The sequence below is a fragment of the Planctomonas sp. JC2975 genome (genome assembly GCF_012985205.1).
GTDB lineage: Bacteria > Actinomycetota > Actinomycetes > Actinomycetales > Microbacteriaceae > Humibacter.
Genome location: NZ_JABEKS010000001.1, coordinates 1,001,462 through 1,023,455, shown reverse-complemented (window position 1 = coordinate 1,023,455; position 21,994 = coordinate 1,001,462). Strand labels below are relative to the sequence as shown.

Below are 21,994 nucleotides of genomic sequence, written 5' to 3'. Positions count from 1 at the left end.
GCTCGACCGGTGCCGGGCGGTGATGATCAGACGCGCTCGCGGGCGAGCCAGGCCTCGACATCGTCTGCAGTGCGGGGGATGGCGATCGAGAGGTTCTCAGCGCCGTCCTCGGTGACGAGGATGTCGTCTTCGATCCGCACGCCGATGCCGCGGAACTCCTCAGGCACCGTCAGGTCGTCCGGCTGGAAGTAGAGGCCGGGCTCGATCGTGAACGTCATGCCGGCCTCGACGACGCCGTCGATGTAGAACTCGCGGCGTGCCTGCGCGCAGTCGTGCACGTCCAGTCCCAGGTGGTGGCTCGTGCCATGCACCATGTAGCGGCGGTGCTGCTGCTGGTCGGCCTGCAGCGCCTCCTCGGCACTGACGGGCAGCATGCCCCACTCGGCGACGCGACGGGCGATGACCTCCATGGCCGTGGTGTGCACCTCGCGGAACCGGATGCCGGGCCGCACGACCGCGAAAGCGGCATCCGCAGCCTCCCGCACGGCCTCGTACACAAGGCGCTGCGGCTCCGAGAACGTACCGCTCACCGGCAGGGTGCGCGTGATGTCGGCCGTGAACAGGCTGTCCACCTCGACGCCGGCGTCGATGAGCACCAGGTCGCCGGGATCGACCGGACCGTTGTTGCGCGTCCAGTGCAGGATGCACGCGTGCGGCCCGGACGCGGCGATCGTGTCGTATCCGACCGCGTTGCCGTCGAGGCGCGCCCGGGCGTTGAAGACGCCCTCGATGATCCGCTCGCCGCGCTCGTGGTCGCCGATTCGGGGCAGCTCGCGCACGATGTCGTCGAATCCCCTCGCCGTCGCCGCGATGGCCGCTCGGAGTTCGCCGACCTCCCACTCGTTCTTGGTCAGGCGAAGCTCGGAGAGATCGCGAGCGAGCACGGCATCCGCGTCTTCCGCCGAGGCGTCGGCGTCGTGGTCGTCGAGCTGCACCAGGCGCAGGGCGTCGAGCTGGGCGGTGAGCACCTCATCCGCTTCGCGCACGATGAGCGTCGACTCGTCGACGGCGTCGAGCACCTCCTGCAGCTCGGCGATGTGCCGCGTCGACAGGGCGAGGTCGCCGGCGACCTGCGCCAGGGAGGGGCGGGGGCCGATCCAGAACTCGCCGATCTCCGGGTTCGCGTAGAACTCGTCGGAGTCGCGCCCTGCTCGCTCGCGGAAGTACAGCGCGGCGTCGTGTCCAGCGGCGGTCGGCTCGAGGACGAGCACGCTGCCCGGCTCGGAGTCGGAGCCCCATCCGGTCAGCTGGGTGAAGGCCGAGTGGGCGCGGAACGGGTAGTCGGTGTCGTTCGAGCGCTGCTTCAGGCGTCCAGCAGGGACGATCAGACGCTCACCGGGATGCCGCTGCGAGATCGCCGCGCGATGTGCGGCCGCCGAGACGACGGCCGGGCGCGGTGCGGGGATCTTCTCGTCACGATCCGCCCATCCGGATCCGATGTACTCGGCGAACGCGGACGACGCTGGCGTCGTCGACCGATTGACCGTCGCACGCGGCTGCGGAGCGTCCGTCGCCGGCGAAGGCTGACGTTCCGGCGATGCGTCGAGCTCCTGCGAGGTTTGCGCGGAAGCGGTCGTGTCGGTCTGCGGAGCGGCGGTGTCGGACATGACTCCATTCTCTCCTGGTCGCCTGAATGGTCGGTCGGTCGCAATACGATGGACGGATGGCCGCCGATCTCCGCGACTTCCGCGTTCCGATCGATCTGCACACGCACTCGAGCGTGTCCGACGGCACGGAGTCGTCCGCCGAGCTCGTGCGGGCCGCGGCCGGTGCCGGTCTCGGTACCGTTGCGCTCACCGATCACGATTCGACGGCGGGATGGGCGGATGCCGCGGAGGCTGCATCCGAGGTGGGCATCACCCTGATCCCCGGCATGGAGCTCTCCACGCGGTACGGCTGGAAGAGCGTGCACATGCTCGCCTACCTGTTCGACCCGACGGACGAGCCGCTCACGGCCGAGCTGGAGCGGATCCGCGAGGGACGACGCACCAGGGCGGAGTCGATGGTCGCCCGCCTCGGAGCGGACTACGACCTCACCTGGGACGACGTCGTCGCGCACACCGCGCCGGGCGCCACCGTCGGACGGCCGCACATCGCGGACGCACTCGTCGCCCGCGGCGTCGTGCCTGACCGGTCGGCGGCGTTCGCGACGCTGCTGCATCCGCGCGGGGGCTACTACGAGCCGATGTACGCACCGACGCCGCTCGACGGCGTTCGGCTCATCCGTGGGGCAGGCGGGGTGCCCGTGCTCGCGCATCCGGCGACGCGCGGGCGCGACGGCATCATCCAGGATGTCTACCTGCACCGCCTGATCGACTCCGGTCTCGCGGGCCTCGAGCTCGACCACCGTGAGAACACCGAGGACGGCAAGGTCGCGCTCCGCGAACTCGCGGAGCGGAACGGGCTGATCCTCACCGGATCCAGCGACTACCACGGCGCGGGCAAGCCGAACCGACTGGGCGAGAACACGACGTCGCCTGATGCGCTGCGGCGCATCCTCGACGCGTCGGAATACCTGGCGCGGACGGCGTAGGGAGGGCGTCCCGGGCTTCGTCGCAGTCTCGACGTGCGAGCCCGACTCGATTCGGCGCACGCGGGTGACGAACCTGCTGTGAGAACCGCCGCATCCGGCCAAGCAGCGCAGTCGATGCCCTTCAGGCGCCGGCCGCCAAGAGTGAGCGTTCGAGCAATTCTTTGCACGTTCTGATTTGAACGTTTCATTTCCACTCGACTTCGGATAGACAATTGCCACGCCTTTCTCGCGAATGTCATAGGAACCACCAATCCACGAGCCGACAAAGGAACCGCAATGCGTCTGCAACGCCGCACCAACGCACTGGGACTCTTCGCAGCAGGACTGCTCTCGCTGACCTTGGCGATGCCGTCAGGAGGCGCGCTCGCCGCGCCGGCGAGTGCACCCCCCGATCCGACCGATATCTCCTCATACGCACCGGACGGGACGACGGACGTCGCGCTCGGTGCTCGAGTGACCGCGTCGTCGTCCTATGAGATGGCGGGCGAGGGCTGGGCTGCGGCCAAGCTCATCAACGGTGTGCTCGCGGCCAACGGAAAGCCGGACGGCTGGAGCACGAATCCCTACGACAAGATCACCGACCCGTCCAAGCCCGCAACCGTCGACATCGCACTGACCGGTGACGCCGACGTGCAGCGCCTCGTGCTGTTCCCGCGAAGCGATCAGACCTACGGGGCGTCCTTCCCCGCTGCGTACACGGTGTCGCTGACGGATTCGTCAGGTGCGACCGTGTTCAGCCAGGACCTCACCCAGCAACAGGCGCCGACGATGCCCGTTGTCGTCGATCTTCCGCAGCCAGTCACGGCGACGGCGATTCGTCTCGCCGTGACGCAGCGGGGCGGCCTCAGCACCGGCGACGGCTATTTGGTGCAGCTCTCCGAGATCGCTGCGTACGGATCGCCCGTCGTCGTGCCGCCTGTCGACAGCGTCTCCATCGACAAGCCGGCACTGCTGCTGCAGGTGGGCAGCACCAGCACGCTGCCCTACACCGCGACGGCCGCGAACGGAACGCCCGTTGTGCAATGGATGTCGTCCGACGAGACGGTGGCGACAGTAGACCAGAGCGGTCAGGTGACCGCGGTCGGTGCAGGCACCGCCCAGGTGACCCTGGCCGAGCCGGCCTCCGGCAAGACGGCGGCCATTCCCGTCACCGTGCAGGACCACGTCAAGCGCGCGGGAGACGACTTCATGATCACCGCCTTCTGGCCGATGACGAAGGACTACGTCAACGACGAGCAGTTCGCGGCACTGGCCGACGCGGGCGTGAACTTCCTTCAGGTGGTGCCGACGAGCGACCTGACCGACAAGAGCACGCAACTGAAGATGGCCGCTCTCGCAGCGAAGTACGGCGTCCAGATCGGAATAGCCGACGATCGGTTCGGCGACCTCCTCAGCCTCAGCGACGACCAGATCAAGGCCATCGTCGGCGAGTACAAGGACATTCCGGGGGTCGGCGGCTTCTACGTCGACGACGAGCCGTCGGATGCCACGGCATACGCCCGCGTGTACAAGGACATGAAGGAGGCGGCACCGGACTATTACGCCCACCTCAACTTCCTGCCGAGCGGCTCGTACGGATCCGATCAGAACGAGGCGAACGCCATGCAGAAGTGGGTCGACCTCGTTGGCAACGACGACTACCTCATGTACGACCGCTATCCGTTCGGGTGGACGGCGAACAGCCTCGACTACCAGGGCTTCCTCGGCAACCTCGACGCCGTGCGCCAGGTGGGCCTGCGTAACGACGTGAAGACGGCGACGTACATCCAGTCGATCGGCGTGACCAACGGATTCCGCAGAACCAACGCCGCCGAGATCCGGTACGAGACCAACATGGCCATGGCCTACGGGTACAAGCAGCTCTCGTACTTCACGTGGTTCTCCCCGACCAATCGGGGAGAGGACTTCACGACCGCCATCATCGCGCCCGACGGGACCAAGACCGACCTGTACCAGCCGGTGCAGCAGCTGAACTCCGAGATCCACGCACTCGGTCCGACGCTGATGAACCTGGACGCAGAGGACGTGTACCTCAACGGCACGCGCTACGGGCAGCAGGCGGTGCCGTCGGACTTCTTCGTTCAGGCACCGTCCTCTGACAACCTCACCTTCTCGTACCTGCGGGACAAGACGACCGGTCGCAACTTCCTCATGGTGGTGAACAACAGCTTCCCGCAGGCGATCGACACGCACCTCAGCTTCGACTCGGCCATCGGGTCCGTCGACGAGATCAGCAAGCAGAGCGGCGATGCGCGATCCGTGCCGCTCACCGCGCACGGACTCGACCTGCAGTTGGCCAAGGGCGACTCCGTCCTGTATGGGTTACCGACGGGCTACGACTACGACAAGCGGCCGACCCCGACCGATACGAATCTGGCGGCCAACTCGTACACGAGTGCAGATCAGGTCGACAGCGCCGGCGGCTGGAGCGCCGCACAGGCCACTGACGGTGTGCGCTTCGGAACAACCACCTCCAACGGCTGGACGACGCCGGTGTCGACGGCGTCGTCCCAGGCGCAACTGACCGTCGACCTCGGGCGCACGGAAAAGGTGAACCGCACCGACCTGTATCCGGCCGGCACTCTGATGGACTACGGCGCGACGTTCCCGCGGGACTTCCAGATCCAGACGTCCACGGACGGCACCTCGTTCACGCCGGTGGCGGAGGTGACGGGACATGCGCGAGCGACCGGTCCGTTGAGCGTGACGTTCAACGCGGTCGGTGCACGCTACATCCGCGTGCAGGTGCTGTCGATGAATCAGACGGCCCAAGGATTCCGTGCGGGTCTCGCCGAACTCGAGGTCTACAACGACGACGGCAAGACGCCGGCCCCGCAGAAGCCGACGACCATCCCCGCCCCGCCCGCCTACACAGCAGGCGCGAACGTCGCGCTGAACAAGACGGTCATCGTGTCGTCCACCACGCCGAGCAGCTACGAGCAGTGGGGATGGGCACCCCGCTTCCTCGTGAACGGCTCGACGTCGGACGGATGGACCAGCAACGTGGGCATGCACTCGGGGACGAATGCCGTCGAATGGGCCGCCGTCGCGCTCGGAGCGCCCTTCGACGTCGACGACGTCAAGGTGTATCCGATCGGCTCGTTCGCCGTGGATTACAAGGTGCAGACGTCGGCGAACGGCGTCGACTGGACGACGATCGCCTCGGTGACCGGCGACGACGGGAGTGCCACGAGCCCGCGCGACTTCCCGGTCGGCAGCCCGGCATCGGCCTCCTACGTGCGTGTCATCAGCAGCAAGCTGAAGACGGCTGGATCGGCACAGGACGGCACGCTCATGCAGATCGGCGAACTGCAGGTCTTCGGAGCACCTTCCGCGGATCGCGCAGGTCTCGAAGGCGTGATCGCACAGGCAGAGGCGTTGCCCGAGTCGCACTACACGTTGGACAGCTGGGGCACCTTCTCCGATGAGCTCGCCTCGGCCAGGGCCGTCGACGCGGCGCAGTATCCGTATCAATACCAGCTGGATGCGGCGCAAGCCCGGCTGACGGCCGCGATCGCGGCCCTGGTTCCGTACCCGACATGGGATTCCGCCACCGTTTATCAGGCCGGCGCGATCGTGCTCTACAAGGGCAACGCCTTCACCGCGCTCTGGTACACCCAGAACCAGGTGCCCGGCGACTCGCCCTGGAGCGCGTGGGAGCAGATCGGCGAACCCGTTGCGACCTCGCAGGGTCCTGTCGCGGCCTGGACGGCGTCGTGGGTCTACTACGAGGGCGACAAGGTCGCCTTCGCCGGCCACGTGTGGCAGGCGAAGTGGTGGTCCCGGAACGAGCAGCCGGGTGACAGCAACGGTCCATGGAAGGTCGTTGGCACGTACTGATCCACGCTGGATGCCTCACCTCGTGAGGCGAGGCATCCAGCAATGAGCGCGGGGCCGGCGGATCGAGATGATCCGCCGGCCCCGCGTCGAACGTGTGCGCAGTCTGGAGCGCCGGCTACTGCGCGGCGGGCGCTCCGCCACCTGCCGGGCGACGGCGACGCCGACGACGGCGCGGTGCGCTGTTTCCGTCGTGGTGTTGGTGTCCCTGACCGTCGTGGGTGCCGGTGGCGACCTTCTCGGCGGAGGGCGTGACATCCGCTTCGCCGGCCTGCTGCGTTGAGGCAGAGCCTGCGCCGGAGCCGTTCCTGGTGCGACGACGACTGCGCGAACTGCTGGACGACGAACCGGATGCCTCGCCAGTGGCAGTGGCGGCCTTGCCGCCTTCGCTCGCCGCGGCGCGCTCGGCCTTCGGTGCCGGCGTCGGCTTGAGACGGCCCTTGGCGCCCTCGGGAATCTCGAGGTCGGAGTAGAGGTGCGGCGACGACGAGTAGGTCTCGACCGGCTCAGGCTGGCCGAACTCGAGTGCGCGGTTGATCAGCGCCCACTTGTGCAGGTCGTCCCAGTCGACGAACGTGATGGCGGTGCCTTCGCGGCCGGCGCGTCCGGTGCGGCCGACCCGGTGCAGGTAGGCCTTGTCATCCTCGGGGATGGTGTGGTTGATCACGTGCGTGACGTCGATGACATCGATGCCGCGGGCAGCGACATCCGTCGCGATCAGCACGTCGCGCTTGCCGGCACGGAACGACGCCATGGCGCGCTCGCGCTGCTCCTGGCTGAGGTCGCCGTGCACGGCCGCGGCGTTGAATCCGCGGTCGTTGAGCTCCTCGACCAGCTTGGCGGCAGCACGCTTGGTGCGCGTGAAGATGACGGTCTTGCCGCGACCCTCCGACTGGAGGATGCGCGCGATCACCTCGTCCTTGTCGAGCGCGTGCGCCCGGTAGATGAGGTGCTTGATGTTGGCCTGGGTGAGGCCCTCATCGGGATCCGACGCGCGGATGTGGATGGGGCGCGTCATGAAGCGACGGGCGAGGGCCACGATCGGGCCGGGCATCGTCGCCGAGAAGAGCATCGTGTGGCGGGTGGCCGGGGTCAGCGAGAAGAGGCGCTCCACGTCGGGCAGAAAGCCGAGGTCGAGCATCCTGTCGGCCTCGTCGAGGACCATCTCGCGCACGTGCGACAGGTCGAGGATGTGCTGGCCGGCCAGGTCGAGGAGGCGGCCCGGCGTGCCGACGACGATCTGGGCTCCGGCCTTGAGCTGCTCGATCTGGCCGTCGTAGGCCTTGCCGCCGTAGATCGAGACGATCGTGGTCGGGCGGCCGGATGTCGCCAGTTCGAGGTCCTCGGCCACCTGGATGGCGAGCTCGCGCGTCGGGGCGACCACGAGAGCCTGCACGCCGGGCGCGGGGTCGGCACCCAGCCGCTGGATGAGCGGAAGCCCGAAGCCGAACGTCTTGCCCGTTCCGGTCTTGGCCTGGCCGATGATGTCCTGGCCGCTCAGTGCGAGCGGGATGGTCTGCTGCTGGATGGGGAACGGTTGCGTGATGCCCTTGGAGGCGAGCGCCTCCACCATGTCGGCATCGATGTTGAGTTCGGAAAACGTCACGTTGGTCTACTGCCTATCGAAAAGGATGATGCGGATCGAGGCCGATCCTGCTGTCCGCGCCCGCATGGGTGATCACGTCTCTTCAAGGGCGCAGCGCCGTCGATCCTGCGCCGACGGCCAGGCCAGTCTACCGGGCGGGGACGATACTCCTGATCGGGACGCATTCCGGGATCGGCGTCGGTGTCCCGGGCGCGGACATGCGGCCAGAACGGCAGGGATCCAATCGGGCACGGAGCCGTGCGGAACGGAGGAGTCACCGCTCAATCTAGAATTGCCGGGTGGCATCCTGGTTCTCTCGCCGTGCGGCGCCGGTCGACGCTCCGAAGCTCAAGCCGAGACGCGAGCAGGCGACGGGGATGCGTGTCGACCTGCACGAGATCGCCCCCGACCTGCTGCCCTACCTGGGCCAGGTTGCGTACCTGCAGTTGCAAGCCTTCGAGACCCTGAGCCGGGTCGTTCAAGAGGTGCCGTCGCTGGCGAACAAGGAGACGATCGCGCTCGCCGCCGGCGCGGCGCTCAGCAAGCATCAGGCGGTGCTCGCCGAGATCCGACGGCACGACGCGGCGCCCGATGAAGTAATGGCTCCCTTCGCGCACGCCATCGACGGGTTTCAGGCCGTGACGATCGGACGCGACTGGCAGGAGACCCTGCTCGGGGTCTATGTCACTGACGGGCTGCTCAGCGACTTCTTCATCCGTCTGGCGCAGGGGATCCCCGGCGACGTCGGGCCGCGCGCAGCAAGTCTGCTCGGCACTCAGACGGGCACGGAGCAGATCGCCGGCATCCTGACGCAGGAGATCGAGGCGGACGCCACCCTCGGCTCGCGACTGGCCATGTGGGGGCGGATGCTCGTCGGCGACACCCTGCTCGTCGCGCGTTCCGCGCTGCGGCTGTCGGGCAACGAGCGATCGGACGAGGAGCGGATCGACCCCGTGTTCAGTGAGATCATCGGTGCCCACACCCGCCGGATGGATGCCCTCGGCCTGACAGCCTGACAGCCTGAAAGGCTGACGGCCTTCCGACGTCTCGTCAGTCGAGGAAGACGTCCTTCAGCCGCTGCTGGGCGTCGGCGTCCACGCCGAGCCCGTCAGCGAAATAGCGCTCGATCGTGCCGTACTTCTCGCGCAGTTCCTCGAACGCGGTGAGCAGGTACTGCGCCTTCACGCCCAACACCGGCTTGAGCTTCTCCGGGTCGCCGCCGTGGGCGGCGAACGCCTCGAGCACGGGCTTCAGGCTGACCATCAGATAGTCGTTGCTGAGCACGTAGTCATCGACGACGGTCTTCTCCCGAACGCCGAGCAGGAGAAGCAGGGCCGCGGTCGCCCATCCCGTGCGGTCCTTGCCCGTCGTGCAGTGGTACAGGGCGGGAAGCGTGTCGGTCCTGGCCAGTGCCTGGAAGAGGTCGCGATACGCCGCCAGAGCGCTCGGCAGCGAGACCAGTCCGCGGTACGACTGGGCGAACACGGCATCCACGTCGGCGCGTGCCAGCAGTTTCGTGGCCTTCTCCGGCTCCGACGACAGCTTGGCGATGCGGGCCGGGGTGGCTCCTGGCGCATCCGCGAAGACGTCGAGGTCGAGAACGTCGACACCGTCCGGCAGACGATCCGGCCGGGCATCCCGCTCGGCCGCCGTCCGCAGGTCGATGACCGTGCGGATGCCGCGGTCTGCGAGGAGCTGCACGTCGGCATCCGTCGCATGGTCGAGGGCAGTCGAGCGGTAGACGAGCCCACGGCGCACTGTGCGTCCGTCGGTCGTCGTGTAGCCGCCGATGTCGCGCAGGTTGGGAATGCCCTCGGCAGGCAGCAGCGAGCCGGGCTGCGTGTCGCTCACACGCCCGTCGAGGGGATGCCGGTGCGGGTCAGGCGGTGCAGGCGACGCTCGTCACCGCGCGTGCGCAGCGTGCCGAGCACGAGATCGACGCCGACAGAGACGACGGCGGTTCCGATGAGGGTGATCCACCAGATCCAACCGCCGTTCCACTTCATGCCCGCCCAGGTGAGCGCGACCCACAGCACGGCGGCCGACATGGCGCCGAGAGCCGGGATGAGCACGCTGCCGTGCGAGTGGCGGTAGGGGAGGACGTACCGGGCGATCAAGCCGATGATGGCGCCGCCCAGCGTGATGAAGAGAAGCTCCATTGCCGTGACCTTCTTGCCGATGGATCGTGATGCGTGGCCCCGATCACAGGATCGAGGACCGCTGGGCGATGCCGACACGCACCGCCCGTCGGCTCAGGCTACGCGACGAAGCCGACGCGACGCGATTCCTCGCTGCCGACCTGCACGTATGCGATGCCGGCGGTCGGCACGATGAAGAGGCTGCCGTGCTCGTCGCGAAGCTCGAGGGTGGCGGAGTCGCCGGACAGCGCAGCGCTCACGGCGCTCTCGATCTCGGATGCCGACTGCGTCGACTCGAAGCTCAGCTCGCGGGGGGCGTTGACGATGCCGATACGAATTTCCACGGGGTGCCTTCCGGTGTGACGGGCCTGTTCGGTGCTGCGGATGCGCCGACCCCCGTCGATCCGCGGCGGCTGGTGGGGCATCCGTCAGTCACACTACGGCAGGGGCACGGGCGGATCCGGCCAGTTCACTGTCGGCAGAAACGAGTCGACGACGACGCAGGTTCGCGGGTGAATGCGGGATGAATGCGCCGATCGCTGGGGAGTCGCCGGGGTCTCGCGAGGCGTCCCGGCGATGTCGGCGGCTGCTCATAAGGTGATCCCCGTGACGCAGCCGAAACCCGAACTCGACGCCTCGCAACGCGGGGTGCTCGCGCTGGAGGCGACGGCATCTGCTCTCGTGGTGGGGGCGCCGGGCACGGGCAAGACGACGACCCTCGTCGAGCTGCTCGCCGACCGAGTGCACCATCTCGGATTCGCACCGGAGTCGGTGCTCGCGCTCACGTTCGACCGCTCGAGCGCATCCCGGCTTCGCGACAGACTCGGTCTGCGCATCGATGAGGCGGTGAACGGACCGCTGGCCCGCACGGTGTCGTCGCTCGGGTTCGACATCGTGGCGCAGGCGGCGATCCGCGCTGGCTCCGAGCCGCCGACGCTGCTGACCGGGGCCGAGCAGGACGCCGACGTCGCAGCCCTGCTCGCCGGACACATCGACGACGGCATCGGGCCGGAATGGCCGGAGCCGCTCGGAGCGGCCGTGCGGGGGCTGCGATCGTTCCGCACCGAGCTGCGCGAGCTCATGATGCGTGCCACCGAGCACGAGATCGCACCTGCACGCATGCGTGCGCTGGCGCGCCAGCACGGCCACGACGAGTGGGCCGCCGCCGCCGACTTCATCGACGACTACCTGGGGTCCATCTCCTCGGCGAGAGCCGACCAGCTCGACTCGGCGGAGCTCGTGCGCTTCGCCGTCGCCGCCCTCGAACGCGGTGAGGTGAGCGACGCCGTCTCGCGGCTGCGACTCGTCGCCGTCGACGACCTGCAGGAGGCGACGGAGCTCGGCTTCGCGCTGCTGAAGGCGCTCCGATCCCGTGGCGTGGCCGTCGTGGCGTTCGGCGACCCGGACGCCTCGACCAGCGTCTTCCGCGGCGGCTCGGCCGACGTCGTCGCCCGTTTCGGGGCCGCGGTGCCTCAGCACGTGCTGCGGATCGCCCACCGGCAGCCTCCAGCGCTGCGCGAACTCACCCGGAAGGTCACCGAGAAGGTGGGGACGGCCGGTGTCGTCGGACAGCGCGGAGCGCTGCCGGCACGCACGGGCGACGACCCGCTCGCCCCGCTCGTGCGCATCGAGGCACCGACGGCGGCCCGCGAGTGGTCGGCCGTGGCCAGGACGCTTCGCGAGCGTCATCTGATCGACGGGGTCCCATGGTCGCGTCTCGCCGTCGTGGTGCGCTCAGGCGCACTCATCGACGGGGCGGCGCGAGCGCTGTCCGTTGCGGAGGTGCCGGTGCGCACCACGAGCGCCGCAACGGCGCTGCGTGACGATCCGGCGGCACGAGCCCTCCTTGCGATCGTGGACTGCGGCATCGGGCGTGCGCCGCTCGACGTCGAGACGACGACGGAGCTGCTGCTCGGCCCGTTCGGCGGGCTGGATCGTCTCGCCCTGCGCCGGCTGCGAGTTGCCCTCCGCACGGAAGAGGTCGCATCCGGCGGCACGCGAGCGGCGGACCGCCTGCTCGTCGAGGCGATCGCGACGCCGGGGCGACTGGCGACCATCGACCATCGGATCGCTCGGGAGGCGGACCGGCTGGCGCGCACGCTGGACGCTGTGCGCGCGGCATCCGATGGCGGAGCCGGGATCGAAGAGCTGCTCTGGACGGTATGGGAGCGCACCGGGGTCGGCGCGAAGTGGCGACAGGCGGCGTCGGGGACGGGGGTGGCGGCATCCGAGGCGAATCGCGACCTCGACGGAGTGGTCGCGCTGTTCACGGCCGCGAAGCGGTTCGGCGAGCGGGAACCGGACTCGCCGCCTTCGGTGTTCCTCTCCCGCATGCTCGATGCCGACGTGCCCGAGGACACCCTCTCGCCGACCCGTATCGCCGAGTCGGTGCTCGTCGCCACGCCTGCCGGCGTCGTCGGCCAGGAATTCGACGTCGTCGTCGTCGGCGGGTTGCAGGATGGCGTCTGGCCGGACCTGCGCGTGCGGGGCACGCTGCTGAACACGGACGCGCTCGTGCGGGCGGCGCTCGCCTCCGATCCGGGTGAAGCGGATGCCGTGATCGATGCCCGCAGGCAGGTCGCCGCCGACGAGCTGCGCATGTTCGCCGTCGCGGTGTCGCGTGCGAGCAGGCAGGTGGTGCTCGCTGCCGTGTCTGACGAGGACCAGTCGCCGAGCGTGCTGTTCGGTCTCGCACCGCAGGGCACCCCGACCGTGGATGTCTCGGCACCGGCGCTCACGCTGCGTGGGCTGACCGGGCGCCTTCGTCGTGAACTGACCAGGGACGATGCGTCGGGCTCCGGCCGGTCCGAGGCTGCTGCTGCGCTCGCCGAGCTCGTGGTCGCGGGCGTTCCGGGGGCGGATCCCGTGCACTGGCATGGCCTCGCGAGACCGACCAGCGTGGATCCGCTGTATGACGAGGAGGAGATCGTTCCGGTCTCTCCGTCGCGCATCGAGGCGATCGAGGATTCGCCGCTCGACTGGTTCCTCGACGACATCGCGGGGTCGACGACGAGCACGTCGATGGGGATCGGCACCATCGTGCACTGGGCGATGGAGACGGCGAAGGACCCCGCGGTCGACGCGCTGTTCGCGGCCGTCGACTCGCGCTGGAACGAGCTCGTCTTCGAAGCGCCATGGATCGCCGCCCGGGAGAAGCGTGCCGTGCGACGACTGGTGCAGGGGGTGTCCGAGTATCTTGCGGACGCGGATCGCGCCGGCACGCGGGTCGTCGCAGCGGAGACGGGATTCCGTCTCGACGTCGGGCGTGCGCAGGTGCACGGAAAGATCGACCGGGTCGAAGCGGATCCGTCTGGAGGCATCACCATCGTCGACCTCAAGACCGGCAGGCCCGAGACGAGTGCAGGCAAGCTCGCCGCGATGCCGCAGCTGGGGGTCTACCAACTCGCGTACGCATCAGGGCAGCTCGACGAGCTGTGCGCGCCGCACGCGCCGCACCGCTCGGCCGGCGCGAAGCTGCTGTTCGTCAAGGACGGGGTGCGCGGCAAGCTCTACCGCGAGGGCGCTCAAGGTGCGCTCGACGATGAGGGGCTGGAGAGCTTCCGGGAGCGCATCCGTCAGGCGGCTCGCGCGATCGCGGTCGCGGAGTTCGAGGGGAAAGCCGAGCTGGACGACTACAAGAGCGGGGTCGCGGTTCGACGCCTGCACCGCGTGAAGGCGGTCTGCAGTGACTGACTCGACGGCGAACGAACATCCATCGGACGGATCAGCGGCCGGCGGCGCTGCGTACCCGCCCGCCGCACACGGGCCCATCGTGAGTGCGGATGCCATCGCCGACGCACTGGGCACCCACCGTCCCACCGCGCAGCAGCGCGCGGTCATCGAGTCGCCGCTCGCGCCCGCGCTGGTCGTTGCGGGCGCCGGCAGCGGCAAGACCGAGACCATGGCGTTCCGCGTGCTCTGGCTGCTCGCCAATCGGCTGGTGGAACCCGGGCGGATCCTCGGCCTCACCTTCACCCGCAAGGCAGCGGGAGAGCTGCGCGACCGCATCCGCGACAGGGTCGCCCGGCTCGCCGCGGCAGGGCTCATCGAGGAACCGGACGAGTTCGACCCGCCGCTGGTCTCCACGTACAACGCCTTCGCGAACACCATCTACAGGGACAACGCCCTCCTGCTCGGACGCGAGGGAGACGGGGCGGTGCTGGGAGAGGCATCCGCGTGGCAGCTGGCGCGGGATGTCGTCGTCGGCTCGGACGACCCCCGCCTGCTCGACCTGGACGAGACGGTCGACCAGGTCACCAGGGCGGTGCTGGAAGTCGCCCACGCGCTGGGCGAGAACACGGCGGATCCGGCCGCGGTGGCCGAGATGGCCAGCAGGTTCGCGGCGCTCGAGGAGCTTCCGAACGGCGGGAGCGGCGCCTATCTCGACGACGTCGTGAAGCCGGCGCGAGCGGTCGGCAAGCTGCCGCTGCTCGTCGAGCTGGCACATGCTTTCGATGATGAGAAGCTGCGGCGCGGACTCGTCGAATACTCCGATCAGGTCGCGTTCGCCCTGCAGATCGTTCAGCGGTCCGCGCAGGTGACCGACGGCATCCGCGAGCGTCACTCCGTCGTGCTGCTCGACGAGTACCAGGACACGTCGGTCGTGCAGACCCGACTGCTTGCTGCACTGTTCGCCGGGGGTGGGGTGATGGCCGTCGGCGACCCCCACCAGTCCATCTACGGATGGCGCGGTGCCAGCGCCGCGAACCTCGACCAGTTCGCGGCCGCGTTCGGCGAAGGGGCGGTCGTGCAGCGGTACGGGCTCAGCACGAGCTGGCGCAACGGCACACGCATTCTGGATGCCGCCAACCGCATCGTCGTGCCGCTCACCGCCCGCTCCAGGGTGGCGGTCGCCGAGTTGGAGCCATCACCCGCAGCGACCGGCAACGCCGTCGAGTCGGCCTTCACCGAGACGCTGCCGGACGAAGCGGATGCCGCAGCACGCTGGCTGCACGACCGCCTGGCGGAGCCGGTGCGCGCCGCGGACGGACGGGTGACGCTCGACGCGCAGGGGAGGCCGGCCGTTCCGAGCGCGGCGATGCTGTTCCGATCCCGCTCCACGCAGGCCGAATTCACCGCCGCGCTGCGCGCGCACGGCGTTCCGTACCACGTGCTCGGCGTCGGCGGGCTGCTCGCCGAGCCGGAGATCGCGGATCTCGTCTGTGCGCTGCGCGTGGTCGACGACCCGACGGCGGGATCCGAGCTTGTGCGGCTTCTCGCCGGATCGCGCTGGCGCATCGGCGTTCGCGATCTGCGCGGCCTGCGGGACGCGGCGAAGTGGTTGAGCGAGCACGACTACCGACAGCAGCGCCTCGATGCGGAGGTGCGCGCCGCCATCAGGGCGAGCGTGATCGACAGCGAGCAGGCATCCATCGTCGACGCGCTCGACGCGCTCGTGCACGCTCCCGACGAGCACCGCATGCTGGTGGGAATCTCCGACGAGGGCCTGATCCGGATGCGCGACGCAGGCCGCCTGTTCGCCCGCCTTCGCGCTCGCAGCGGTCTCGACCTGCTGGACTTCGTCACACTCGTGGAGCACGAACTCGGCCTCGACATCGAGATCGCCGCCAACGAGACGCGCGGCGGCCGCGGTGCGATGGACGCCTTCTTCGACGCGCTCGGCGACTACCTGTCGGTGAGCGAGTCGTCCGGCCTTCCCGGATTCCTCGGCTGGCTGCGTGAGGCGGAACGGCGCGATTCGCTGGCGCCACGGCCCGAGAAGCCGGAGCCGGGCTGCGTGCAGCTCCTCACGATTCACGGATCGAAGGGCCTGGAATGGGACCACGTCGTCGTGCCGCGCATGGTCGAGGAGGAACTCCCGTCGTCGCCGAACGAGGGAACGAACGCGTGGCTCGGATTCGGACGACTGCCGTGGGAGTTCCGCGGAGACGCCGACGAGCTCCCCGCGTTCGCGTGGCGCACGGCGACGACGCGCAAAGAGGTGAAGGCGGCTCGCGATGTCTTCAAGGCCGAGGTCGGCGAGCACTACGAGCGCGAGGAGCGACGGCTGGCCTACGTGGCCGTCACGCGCGCCAGGCACCGTTTGCTTCTGACCGGATCCTTCTGGTCGACGCAGAAGAAGCCGCGGCGTCCCAGTCGCTACTTCACCGAACTCGCCGACGTCGGCATCGTCCGAGCTCTTCCGGGTGCCACGAGCTACGACGAGAACCCGCTCGGCGACGGCGACGAACCCATCACCTGGCCGTTCGACCCGCTTGGCGGCAGGCGGGTCCGCGTCGAGCGAGCGGCCGAGCTCGTGCGCGAGGCGACTGCGGTGCGCGGCTCCGGCGGTGACGCCGCACCGCGGAGCAGCTCGCTCGGACGCTGGGCACGCGACGTCGAGCTTCTGCTCGCCGAACGCGAGCGGATGCTGCGCGCCTCCACAGACGTCGCCGTGCCCACCAGAGTCCCCGCGTCTCGGTTCAAGGATTACGTGGACGCCCCGTCCGAGGTCGCAGAGGAACTCCGGCGCCCGATGCCGGAACGCCCGTACCGGGCGACGCGTCTCGGCACGCTGTTCCACGCCTGGGTGGAGCGCCGGGCAGGGATCGGCGGCGGCACGGAGGTGATCGACGCCTTCGACACCGAGCTCGACGACGGCGCCTTCGGCGGGCTCGGCGGGGGAGCCGCGGACGCGGCTTCGTCCGGCGCTGCGCCCTCCCGCATCGCTGCAGCCGACGTCGACGTGTCCGACGCACCCGCGTTCGACGCCGCTGGGAGCACCGCCTTATTCGGCGATGTCTCGACGGATGCGGACCGCGTGGAACGCGAGCGTCTCCTTGCACTCCAGCGCACGTTCGAGCGGTCGCCGTGGGCGGACCGGCAGCCGGTGGAAGTGGAACGGGAGATCCATCTGCCGTTCGACGGCCATCTGGTGATCTGCAAGATCGATGCGGTCTTCGAGCGCGACGGCCGATACGAGATCGTCGACTGGAAGACGGGCAAGCCGCCGAAGGATGCCGACGACCTCGCCAGCAAGCAGCTCCAGCTGGCGCTCTACCGGCTGGCGTTCTCCCGCTGGAGGGGCATCGATGCGCGGCTCGTGGACGCGGCCTTCTACTACGTGGCGGACGACCAGATCATCCGTCCGACGGAGCTCGTCGACGAGGACGTGCTGCTCCGACTTTGGCGGTCCAGCACGCGCGCCGACGGAAGCGGCTTCGCCGCCGCCTGAGTCTCACCGCTGGTCGCCATCGCCGGCCGAGCCGGCCGCCACCGACGGCCGAGCCAGCCGTCACGAGCTGCCAGCGGTAGCGGTTCGCGCGGCCGCGCTGGACAGCCTCAGTCGTCGCGGTCGTCGAACTCGTCGTTCGACGGCGGGCGCTCCTCGGCCACCGGCGGAAGGCCGCGCGAGGCGTCGTCCGGATCCCGGCTGACGGGCGTGGCGTCGAGGAGGGCCTCCACATCGTCGACGGCCATGATCGGTCCGGTGTGCGGGGCGAGCGGATCCACGTCGTCCTCGTGCACGCGCTCCACCAGGCTGTCGAGCATCGACACCGCGTCGTCCACGATCACCTGATCGTGCAGCTGGCGTCCGTGCATCAGCCAGCGCGCGAGCTCCAGCTCGGCGTACAGCGTGGCCCGGAACAGCAGGTTCGGATCGGATGCCGCCCCGCGCGCGACCGAATACGCCTCGATGGCGCTCTCCGCGGCATCCGCGTTCATTCCGAGCACCCAGTGCAGATCGCGGGCCGGATCGCCTACGCGCAGCGCCGACCAGCCGATGACCCCGACGACGGACTCCTCGCGCACGATGAACGAGTCGATCGTGAGCGCACCGTTGATGACCGTCGGCTGGAACCGCCACAGATCGTCGTCGTCGACCGCTTCCTTCCAGCGCTTCGCGAGAGCGGCAGGGACGAGGCCCGTGCCGTTGGCGGACGCGATGAGGGTCTTCGTGGCCGCGAGGCAGTCCGATGCGCTCAGGGCGGGCAGTCCGGCCCCCGTGGCGAAGGAGGTCGGCAGCGAGTGGACGGCCGCGACCGCGCGGCCGATGGACGCGGCGAGCCCGTCGCCCGGCTGCACGTTCTCCAGGGCCACCTTGCTGCCCGGCAGGAACGTGTAGAGCACGGCCCGTGTGCCACCGATGGGCGTCTGGCCGACATAGTCGGGCACGTCGAAGGGCAGCCTGGCGCGCACGCCAGCGGTCAGCGCCTGCAGCGCGATCAGGTCGGCGCTCTGCTCCGTCTCAGCGTCCTGCGACGCCGGAACGCGGATGATCAGCTCCGTTCCGTCGCGGCTCGTGAGCAGCGCTGATTCGAAATCGCCGTGCAGGTCGTAGCTGTAGCTCCGCGTTCCGGCGATGTCCAGGTCGGGCACGGCCGACGTGGCCAGCGCGGCTAGAGTGAGGTGGGATCTGGCCATACCGTCAAGGTTAGGCTCGCCCCTCGGAGTCGAGGCCCTGCGCCACGCGTTCGCGGCCAGCCCGGTCGGGCATCCGGTCCGGTGAGGCGGCACGGATGCGCGCGGTCGAGACCCGTCCGAGCGCCCAACCCGAGTCGATCGTGAGGAATTCGTCCATGACCCGTCCGCTCGGCCCCCTTCCGCTGTCGAGATCCGCCGTCGACCGTGACGGCGTCAACCGGACCAGGGAGTCGCTCTTCGACGAGCTGGCAGCGGACGAGGGAACGCGCATCCTTCCGCTCTGGAACGGCCGCACCCTGACGGTCGACCCCGTCGAAGCCGGAGAGGGTGCGAGCGAGCGCTCCCGGCTCTCCCTCTTCCGCACCGACGAGGTGACCGCCGCGCTGACCCGCGTCTACCTGGGCCGCACTCTCGAGGCTGCAGCCGACGAGCCGGCCGGCACCGCCGTCATCCTCGCCGTGCTGACGGATGCGGCGGCCGGCGAACTGCAGCCGGACGAGTCGCGCTGGCGGGGGCTTCGCGAGCTGGCCACGCGGCTCAGCGACCGCGATGCCGGCCTCTTCACCGAGTCCGTCGCCATCGCGAACTGGCATGCGTCGCACACGCACTGCCCGCGTTGTGGGACGCCCACCGTCGTGGAGCACGGCGGATGGATGCGCCGCTGCTTCGTGGACAACAACGAGATCTTCCCGCGCACCGACCCCGCCGTGATCGTGCGCGTGCTCGACGACGAGGACCGGTTGCTGCTGGGCTCCAACGCACTCTGGGAGAACAACCGATGGTCGCTGCTGGCCGGATTCGTCGAGGCCGGCGAGTCGTTCGAGGCGGCCGTCGCGCGCGAGGTCGAGGAGGAATCGGGCGTGATCGTCGCGGATCCCGTGTACCTCGGGTCGCAGCCGTGGCCGTTCCCGGCATCCGTCATGATCGGCATGGAGGCACGGGCAGTGCCCGGACGCACCGAACCGCGTCCGGACGGGGAGGAGATCCTCGCCCTGCGCTGGTTCAGCCGCGACGACATCTGGCGGGAGCGGAACGACATCCTGCTGCCCGGCGGATCGTCCATCGCGCACTCCATCGTGCGCGACTGGTACGGCGGACCGCTCGACGAGCCGCCCGTCGATCGTGGCGACAGCGGCGACCGATCGGATGCCGCGTGACGGATTCCGCAGCAGCGCTCCTCGACGGTCTGGACGATGCCCAGCGCGTCGCCGCCGAAGCGCTGCTCGGTCCCGTGTGCGTTCTGGCGGGAGCCGGAACGGGCAAGACGCGGGCCATCACCCACCGCATCGCGTACGGAGTCGCCGCGGGGGTGTACGCACCGAACCGTGTCATGGCACTGACGTTCACCACACGCGCCGCATCCGAGCTGCGAACGCGACTGCGCCAGCTGGGAACGACAGGAGTTGCAGCACGGACGTTCCATGCGGCGGCGCTCAGCCAGCTGAACTACTTCTGGCCGATCGTCGTCGGCGGTGGGCTGCCCGGCGTGCTCGACGGCAAGGGGAGGCTGCTCGCTCAGGCGGCCGAGCGCATCCGTCTCCGCATCGACACGGCCACGCTGCGCGATGTGGCGGCCGACATCGAGTGGCGCAAAGTGAGCGAGCTCGCGATCGACGACTACGAGCGGATGCTCACCCCAGGCCCGACGGGAGCCGCCCCCCGCACGCCGCCCGGCTCGCTGAAGCCGCAGCAGGCTCTCGACCTGCACAGGGCCTACGAGGCGCTGAAGGATGAGCGCCGGCAGCTCGATTTCGAGGATGTGCTGCTCGCGTGCGCCGGCATGATCGAGGCCGAGCCGTCCGTAGCGATGCACGTGCGCGAGCAGTACCGCTTCTTCGTGGTGGACGAGTACCAGGACGTCTCGCCTCTGCAGCAGCGCCTGCTCGACCTCTGGCTCGGCGACCGTTCGGACCTCTGCGTCGTCGGCGACGCGAGCCAGACGATCTACTCGTTCGCCGGCGCCACCAGCGATTTCCTCCTCGACTTCCCGCGTCGCTATCCGGATGCCGCCGTCGTGCGTCTCGAGCACAACTACCGTTCGAGTGCGCCCATCGTCGAGACGGCCAATCGGCTGATGCGCGGGCGTCCCGGCGCGCTCACGCTGCGCACGAGGGATCCGCACGACGACGTGCCCGCGCGCTCCAACGATGCGCGCACGGGCGGTTCGGCGAGTGCGGCGGGGGTCGCGCCGGATCCCCAGCCGACTGTCGCGGGCTACGAGACGGACGCAGCAGAGGCCGCAGCGGTCGCCGCCGAGCTGAGCGCGCGCATCCAGCAGGGCGCGAAGCCGCAGCAGTTCGCGCTCCTGTACCGCGTGAACGCCCAGGCCGCACCGCTGGAGGCCGCTCTGAACGCTGCGGGCGTCGCGTACCAGGTGCGCGGCGGAGCTCGCTTCTTCGACCTGCCGGAGGTGCGGCAAGCCGTCATGACGCTGCGGGCCGCATCGCTCACGGTGACGGACGAGCCTCTGTTCCAGTCGGTGAGCGACGTGCTGCGATCCCTCGGCTGGACCCTGGAGCCGCCGCAGGCGGCAGGAAGCGTGCGGGATCGCTGGGAGTCGCTCAACGCGATCATGGGGCTTCTCGACGACGTGCCGCCTGGCACGACGTTCCGGCAGTTCACCGAGGATCTTCTGGCGCGTCAGGCCGCGCAGCACGAGCCCACGATCGCGGCGGTCACACTGTGCACCCTCCATGCCGCGAAGGGGCTCGAGTGGGACGACGTGCACATCGTCGGCCTCGGCGACGGCCTGGTGCCCATCGGATACGCCCGAACGCCCACCGCCGTCGACGAGGAGCGCCGACTGCTCTACGTGGGCGTCACGCGTGCGAGGCGCCGACTGGCTCTGAGCTGGTCCGCGAACGCTGCCGGGCCACGAGAGCCGTCACGTTTTCTGGAAGAGCTCGGCATCCGCACAGAGCGTGCCGAGCATGCGTCCGTGTCGTGACCTCGCCGTCGGGGCGCATGCGGATGCTCGTTGCAGCGTGCGCGCGAGTTCCCGTGCGCACGCGGTCGTCCACCCAGCGCGCAGCCTGAGCCGCCACCTGCGCGGCCAGCAGAGGCGGCTCGGGGGCCGTCGGATGCACGGCGAGTTGCGCAGCGATCGCCGGCCAGGCCGGGTCGGCATCCGTGCGTGCCAGCGACACGCAGCGCAGACATGGTCCCTCGGAGTCCACGAAGGGACCGAGCTCCGCTCCGTCGTCGCCGAACACCACCGGCAGGTGCGGCACGTCGCGTCGCAACCACGGTCCGTGACGCCACGGAGGGATCACGTAGGAGCCGAACACCACGACAGCGGCGAGATCGCCTGCGGTGGCGTCGCTACCGGCGGCGACGACATCCGCGGTCACGACCCGATGGCCCGCCTCGCGGAGCAGTCGGTGCAGGCGCTCGGCCGTCGGTCCATCGCCGTCGATCGCGACCGCAGTCGCCGACGATCGTGACGGGGGAAGCAGTGCGTCGCTGACGGCGGAGAGCAGCTCGTCGACCTCTCGGGTCGATACGGCGTCCACCTCGAGAGCGGATCGCGGCGCTCCT

At 69.5% G+C, this 21,994-nt stretch carries 14 protein-coding genes; 7 read left to right on the top strand and 7 right to left on the bottom strand.

Going from position 1 to position 21,994, the window contains the following annotated elements; all coding sequences use genetic code 11:
- Positions 1-26: 26 nt before the first annotated feature.
- Positions 27-1,607: an aminopeptidase P family protein gene (locus HII28_RS04765; protein ID WP_170024361.1), complete on the bottom strand. Its 1,581-nt coding sequence runs from the start codon at positions 1,605-1,607 to the stop codon at positions 27-29.
- Positions 1,608-1,663: 56 nt separating this feature from the next.
- Between HII28_RS04765 and HII28_RS04760 the strand changes: the two genes are divergently transcribed.
- Together HII28_RS04760 and HII28_RS04755 are read left to right on the top strand one after the other, a co-directional pair.
- Positions 1,664-2,533 carry a PHP domain-containing protein gene (locus HII28_RS04760; protein ID WP_170024360.1) on the top strand — a complete coding sequence of 290 codons (870 nt, stop codon included), beginning with the start codon at positions 1,664-1,666 and terminating at the stop codon, positions 2,531-2,533.
- Between the two features lie 276 nt (positions 2,534-2,809).
- Complete coding sequence (locus HII28_RS04755) at positions 2,810-6,373, top strand: discoidin domain-containing protein (RefSeq protein WP_170024359.1); 3,564 nt, start codon at positions 2,810-2,812, stop codon at positions 6,371-6,373.
- 115 nt (positions 6,374-6,488) lie between these two features.
- On the opposite strand, the gene HII28_RS04750 is transcribed toward HII28_RS04755, so the two are convergent.
- Positions 6,489-7,976 (bottom strand): DEAD/DEAH box helicase, encoded by a 1,488-nt coding sequence (locus HII28_RS04750; protein ID WP_170024358.1) that lies wholly within the window; start codon positions 7,974-7,976, stop codon positions 6,489-6,491.
- 278 nt (positions 7,977-8,254) lie between these two features.
- Between HII28_RS04750 and HII28_RS04745 the strand changes: the two genes are divergently transcribed.
- Positions 8,255-8,971, top strand: coding sequence for a ferritin-like fold-containing protein (locus tag HII28_RS04745; RefSeq protein WP_170024357.1), 717 nt, complete (start codon positions 8,255-8,257; stop codon positions 8,969-8,971).
- Positions 8,972-9,005: 34 nt separating this feature from the next.
- Here the strand turns inward: HII28_RS04745 and HII28_RS04740 are convergent, their stop codons facing one another.
- The 3 genes from HII28_RS04740 to HII28_RS20065 all read right to left on the bottom strand — a co-directional run bounded on the left by HII28_RS04740 (position 9,006) and on the right by HII28_RS20065 (position 10,437).
- Positions 9,006-9,806 (bottom strand): tyrosine-protein phosphatase, encoded by an 801-nt coding sequence (locus HII28_RS04740; RefSeq protein ID WP_170024356.1) that lies wholly within the window; start codon positions 9,804-9,806, stop codon positions 9,006-9,008.
- Positions 9,803-10,114 (bottom strand): hypothetical protein, encoded by a 312-nt coding sequence (locus tag HII28_RS04735; protein ID WP_170024355.1) that lies wholly within the window; start codon positions 10,112-10,114, stop codon positions 9,803-9,805. Before HII28_RS04735 ends, HII28_RS04740 begins: the two co-directional genes overlap by 4 nt.
- A gap of 98 nt (positions 10,115-10,212) precedes the next feature.
- On the bottom strand, positions 10,213-10,437 hold the full coding sequence (locus HII28_RS20065; RefSeq protein ID WP_170024354.1) for a DUF3107 domain-containing protein: 225 nt from the start codon (positions 10,435-10,437) through the stop codon (positions 10,213-10,215).
- Positions 10,438-10,699: 262 nt separating this feature from the next.
- Between HII28_RS20065 and HII28_RS04725 the strand changes: the two genes are divergently transcribed.
- Together HII28_RS04725 and HII28_RS04720 are read left to right on the top strand one after the other, a co-directional pair.
- A complete protein-coding gene (locus tag HII28_RS04725; protein ID WP_170024353.1) occupies positions 10,700-13,786 on the top strand; it encodes an ATP-dependent DNA helicase in 3,087 nt (1,028 codons plus the stop codon).
- Positions 13,779-17,267 (top strand): ATP-dependent DNA helicase, encoded by a 3,489-nt coding sequence (locus tag HII28_RS04720; RefSeq protein ID WP_170024352.1) that lies wholly within the window; start codon positions 13,779-13,781, stop codon positions 17,265-17,267. Before HII28_RS04725 ends, HII28_RS04720 begins: the two co-directional genes overlap by 8 nt.
- 107 nt (positions 17,268-17,374) lie before the next feature.
- Here HII28_RS04720 and HII28_RS04715 read toward each other — a convergent pair whose 3' ends face one another.
- Both HII28_RS04715 and HII28_RS04710 read right to left on the bottom strand, forming a co-directional pair.
- The gene (locus HII28_RS04715; protein WP_170024351.1) at positions 17,375-18,457 is read right to left on the bottom strand and encodes a phosphotransferase; all 1,083 of its coding nucleotides are present in this window, start codon (positions 18,455-18,457) and stop codon (positions 17,375-17,377) included.
- 10 nt (positions 18,458-18,467) lie between these two features.
- Positions 18,468-18,614, bottom strand: a complete 147-nt coding sequence (locus HII28_RS04710) for a hypothetical protein (protein ID WP_170024350.1) — start codon at positions 18,612-18,614, stop codon at positions 18,468-18,470.
- On the opposite strand from HII28_RS04710, the gene nudC reads away from it, so the two are divergent.
- Both nudC and HII28_RS04700 read left to right on the top strand, forming a co-directional pair.
- Positions 18,613-19,614 carry an NAD(+) diphosphatase gene (nudC, locus tag HII28_RS04705; RefSeq protein WP_170024349.1) on the top strand — a complete coding sequence of 334 codons (1,002 nt, stop codon included), beginning with the start codon at positions 18,613-18,615 and terminating at the stop codon, positions 19,612-19,614. The genes HII28_RS04710 and nudC overlap by 2 nt on opposite strands.
- Positions 19,611-21,404 (top strand): ATP-dependent helicase, encoded by a 1,794-nt coding sequence (locus HII28_RS04700; RefSeq protein ID WP_170024348.1) that lies wholly within the window; start codon positions 19,611-19,613, stop codon positions 21,402-21,404. Before nudC ends, HII28_RS04700 begins: the two co-directional genes overlap by 4 nt.
- The last annotated feature ends 590 nt before the right edge of the window (positions 21,405-21,994 follow it).

What these genes read in the sequence shown, in the direction of transcription:
- nudC (WP_170024349.1), top strand. Translation starts at nt 18,613, where the DNA reads ATGACCCGTCCGCTCGGCCCCCTTCCGCTGTCGAGATCCGCCGTCGAC.
- HII28_RS04760 (WP_170024360.1), top strand. Translation starts at nt 1,664, where the DNA reads ATGGCCGCCGATCTCCGCGACTTCCGCGTTCCGATCGATCTGCACACG.
- HII28_RS04755 (WP_170024359.1), top strand. Translation starts at nt 2,810, where the DNA reads ATGCGTCTGCAACGCCGCACCAACGCACTGGGACTCTTCGCAGCAGGA.
- HII28_RS04715 (WP_170024351.1), bottom strand. Translation starts at nt 18,457, where the DNA reads ATGGCCAGATCCCACCTCACTCTAGCCGCGCTGGCCACGTCGGCCGTG.
- HII28_RS04735 (WP_170024355.1), bottom strand. Translation starts at nt 10,114, where the DNA reads ATGGAGCTTCTCTTCATCACGCTGGGCGGCGCCATCATCGGCTTGATC.
- HII28_RS04710 (WP_170024350.1), bottom strand. Translation starts at nt 18,614, where the DNA reads ATGGACGAATTCCTCACGATCGACTCGGGTTGGGCGCTCGGACGGGTC.
- HII28_RS04765 (WP_170024361.1), bottom strand. Translation starts at nt 1,607, where the DNA reads ATGTCCGACACCGCCGCTCCGCAGACCGACACGACCGCTTCCGCGCAA.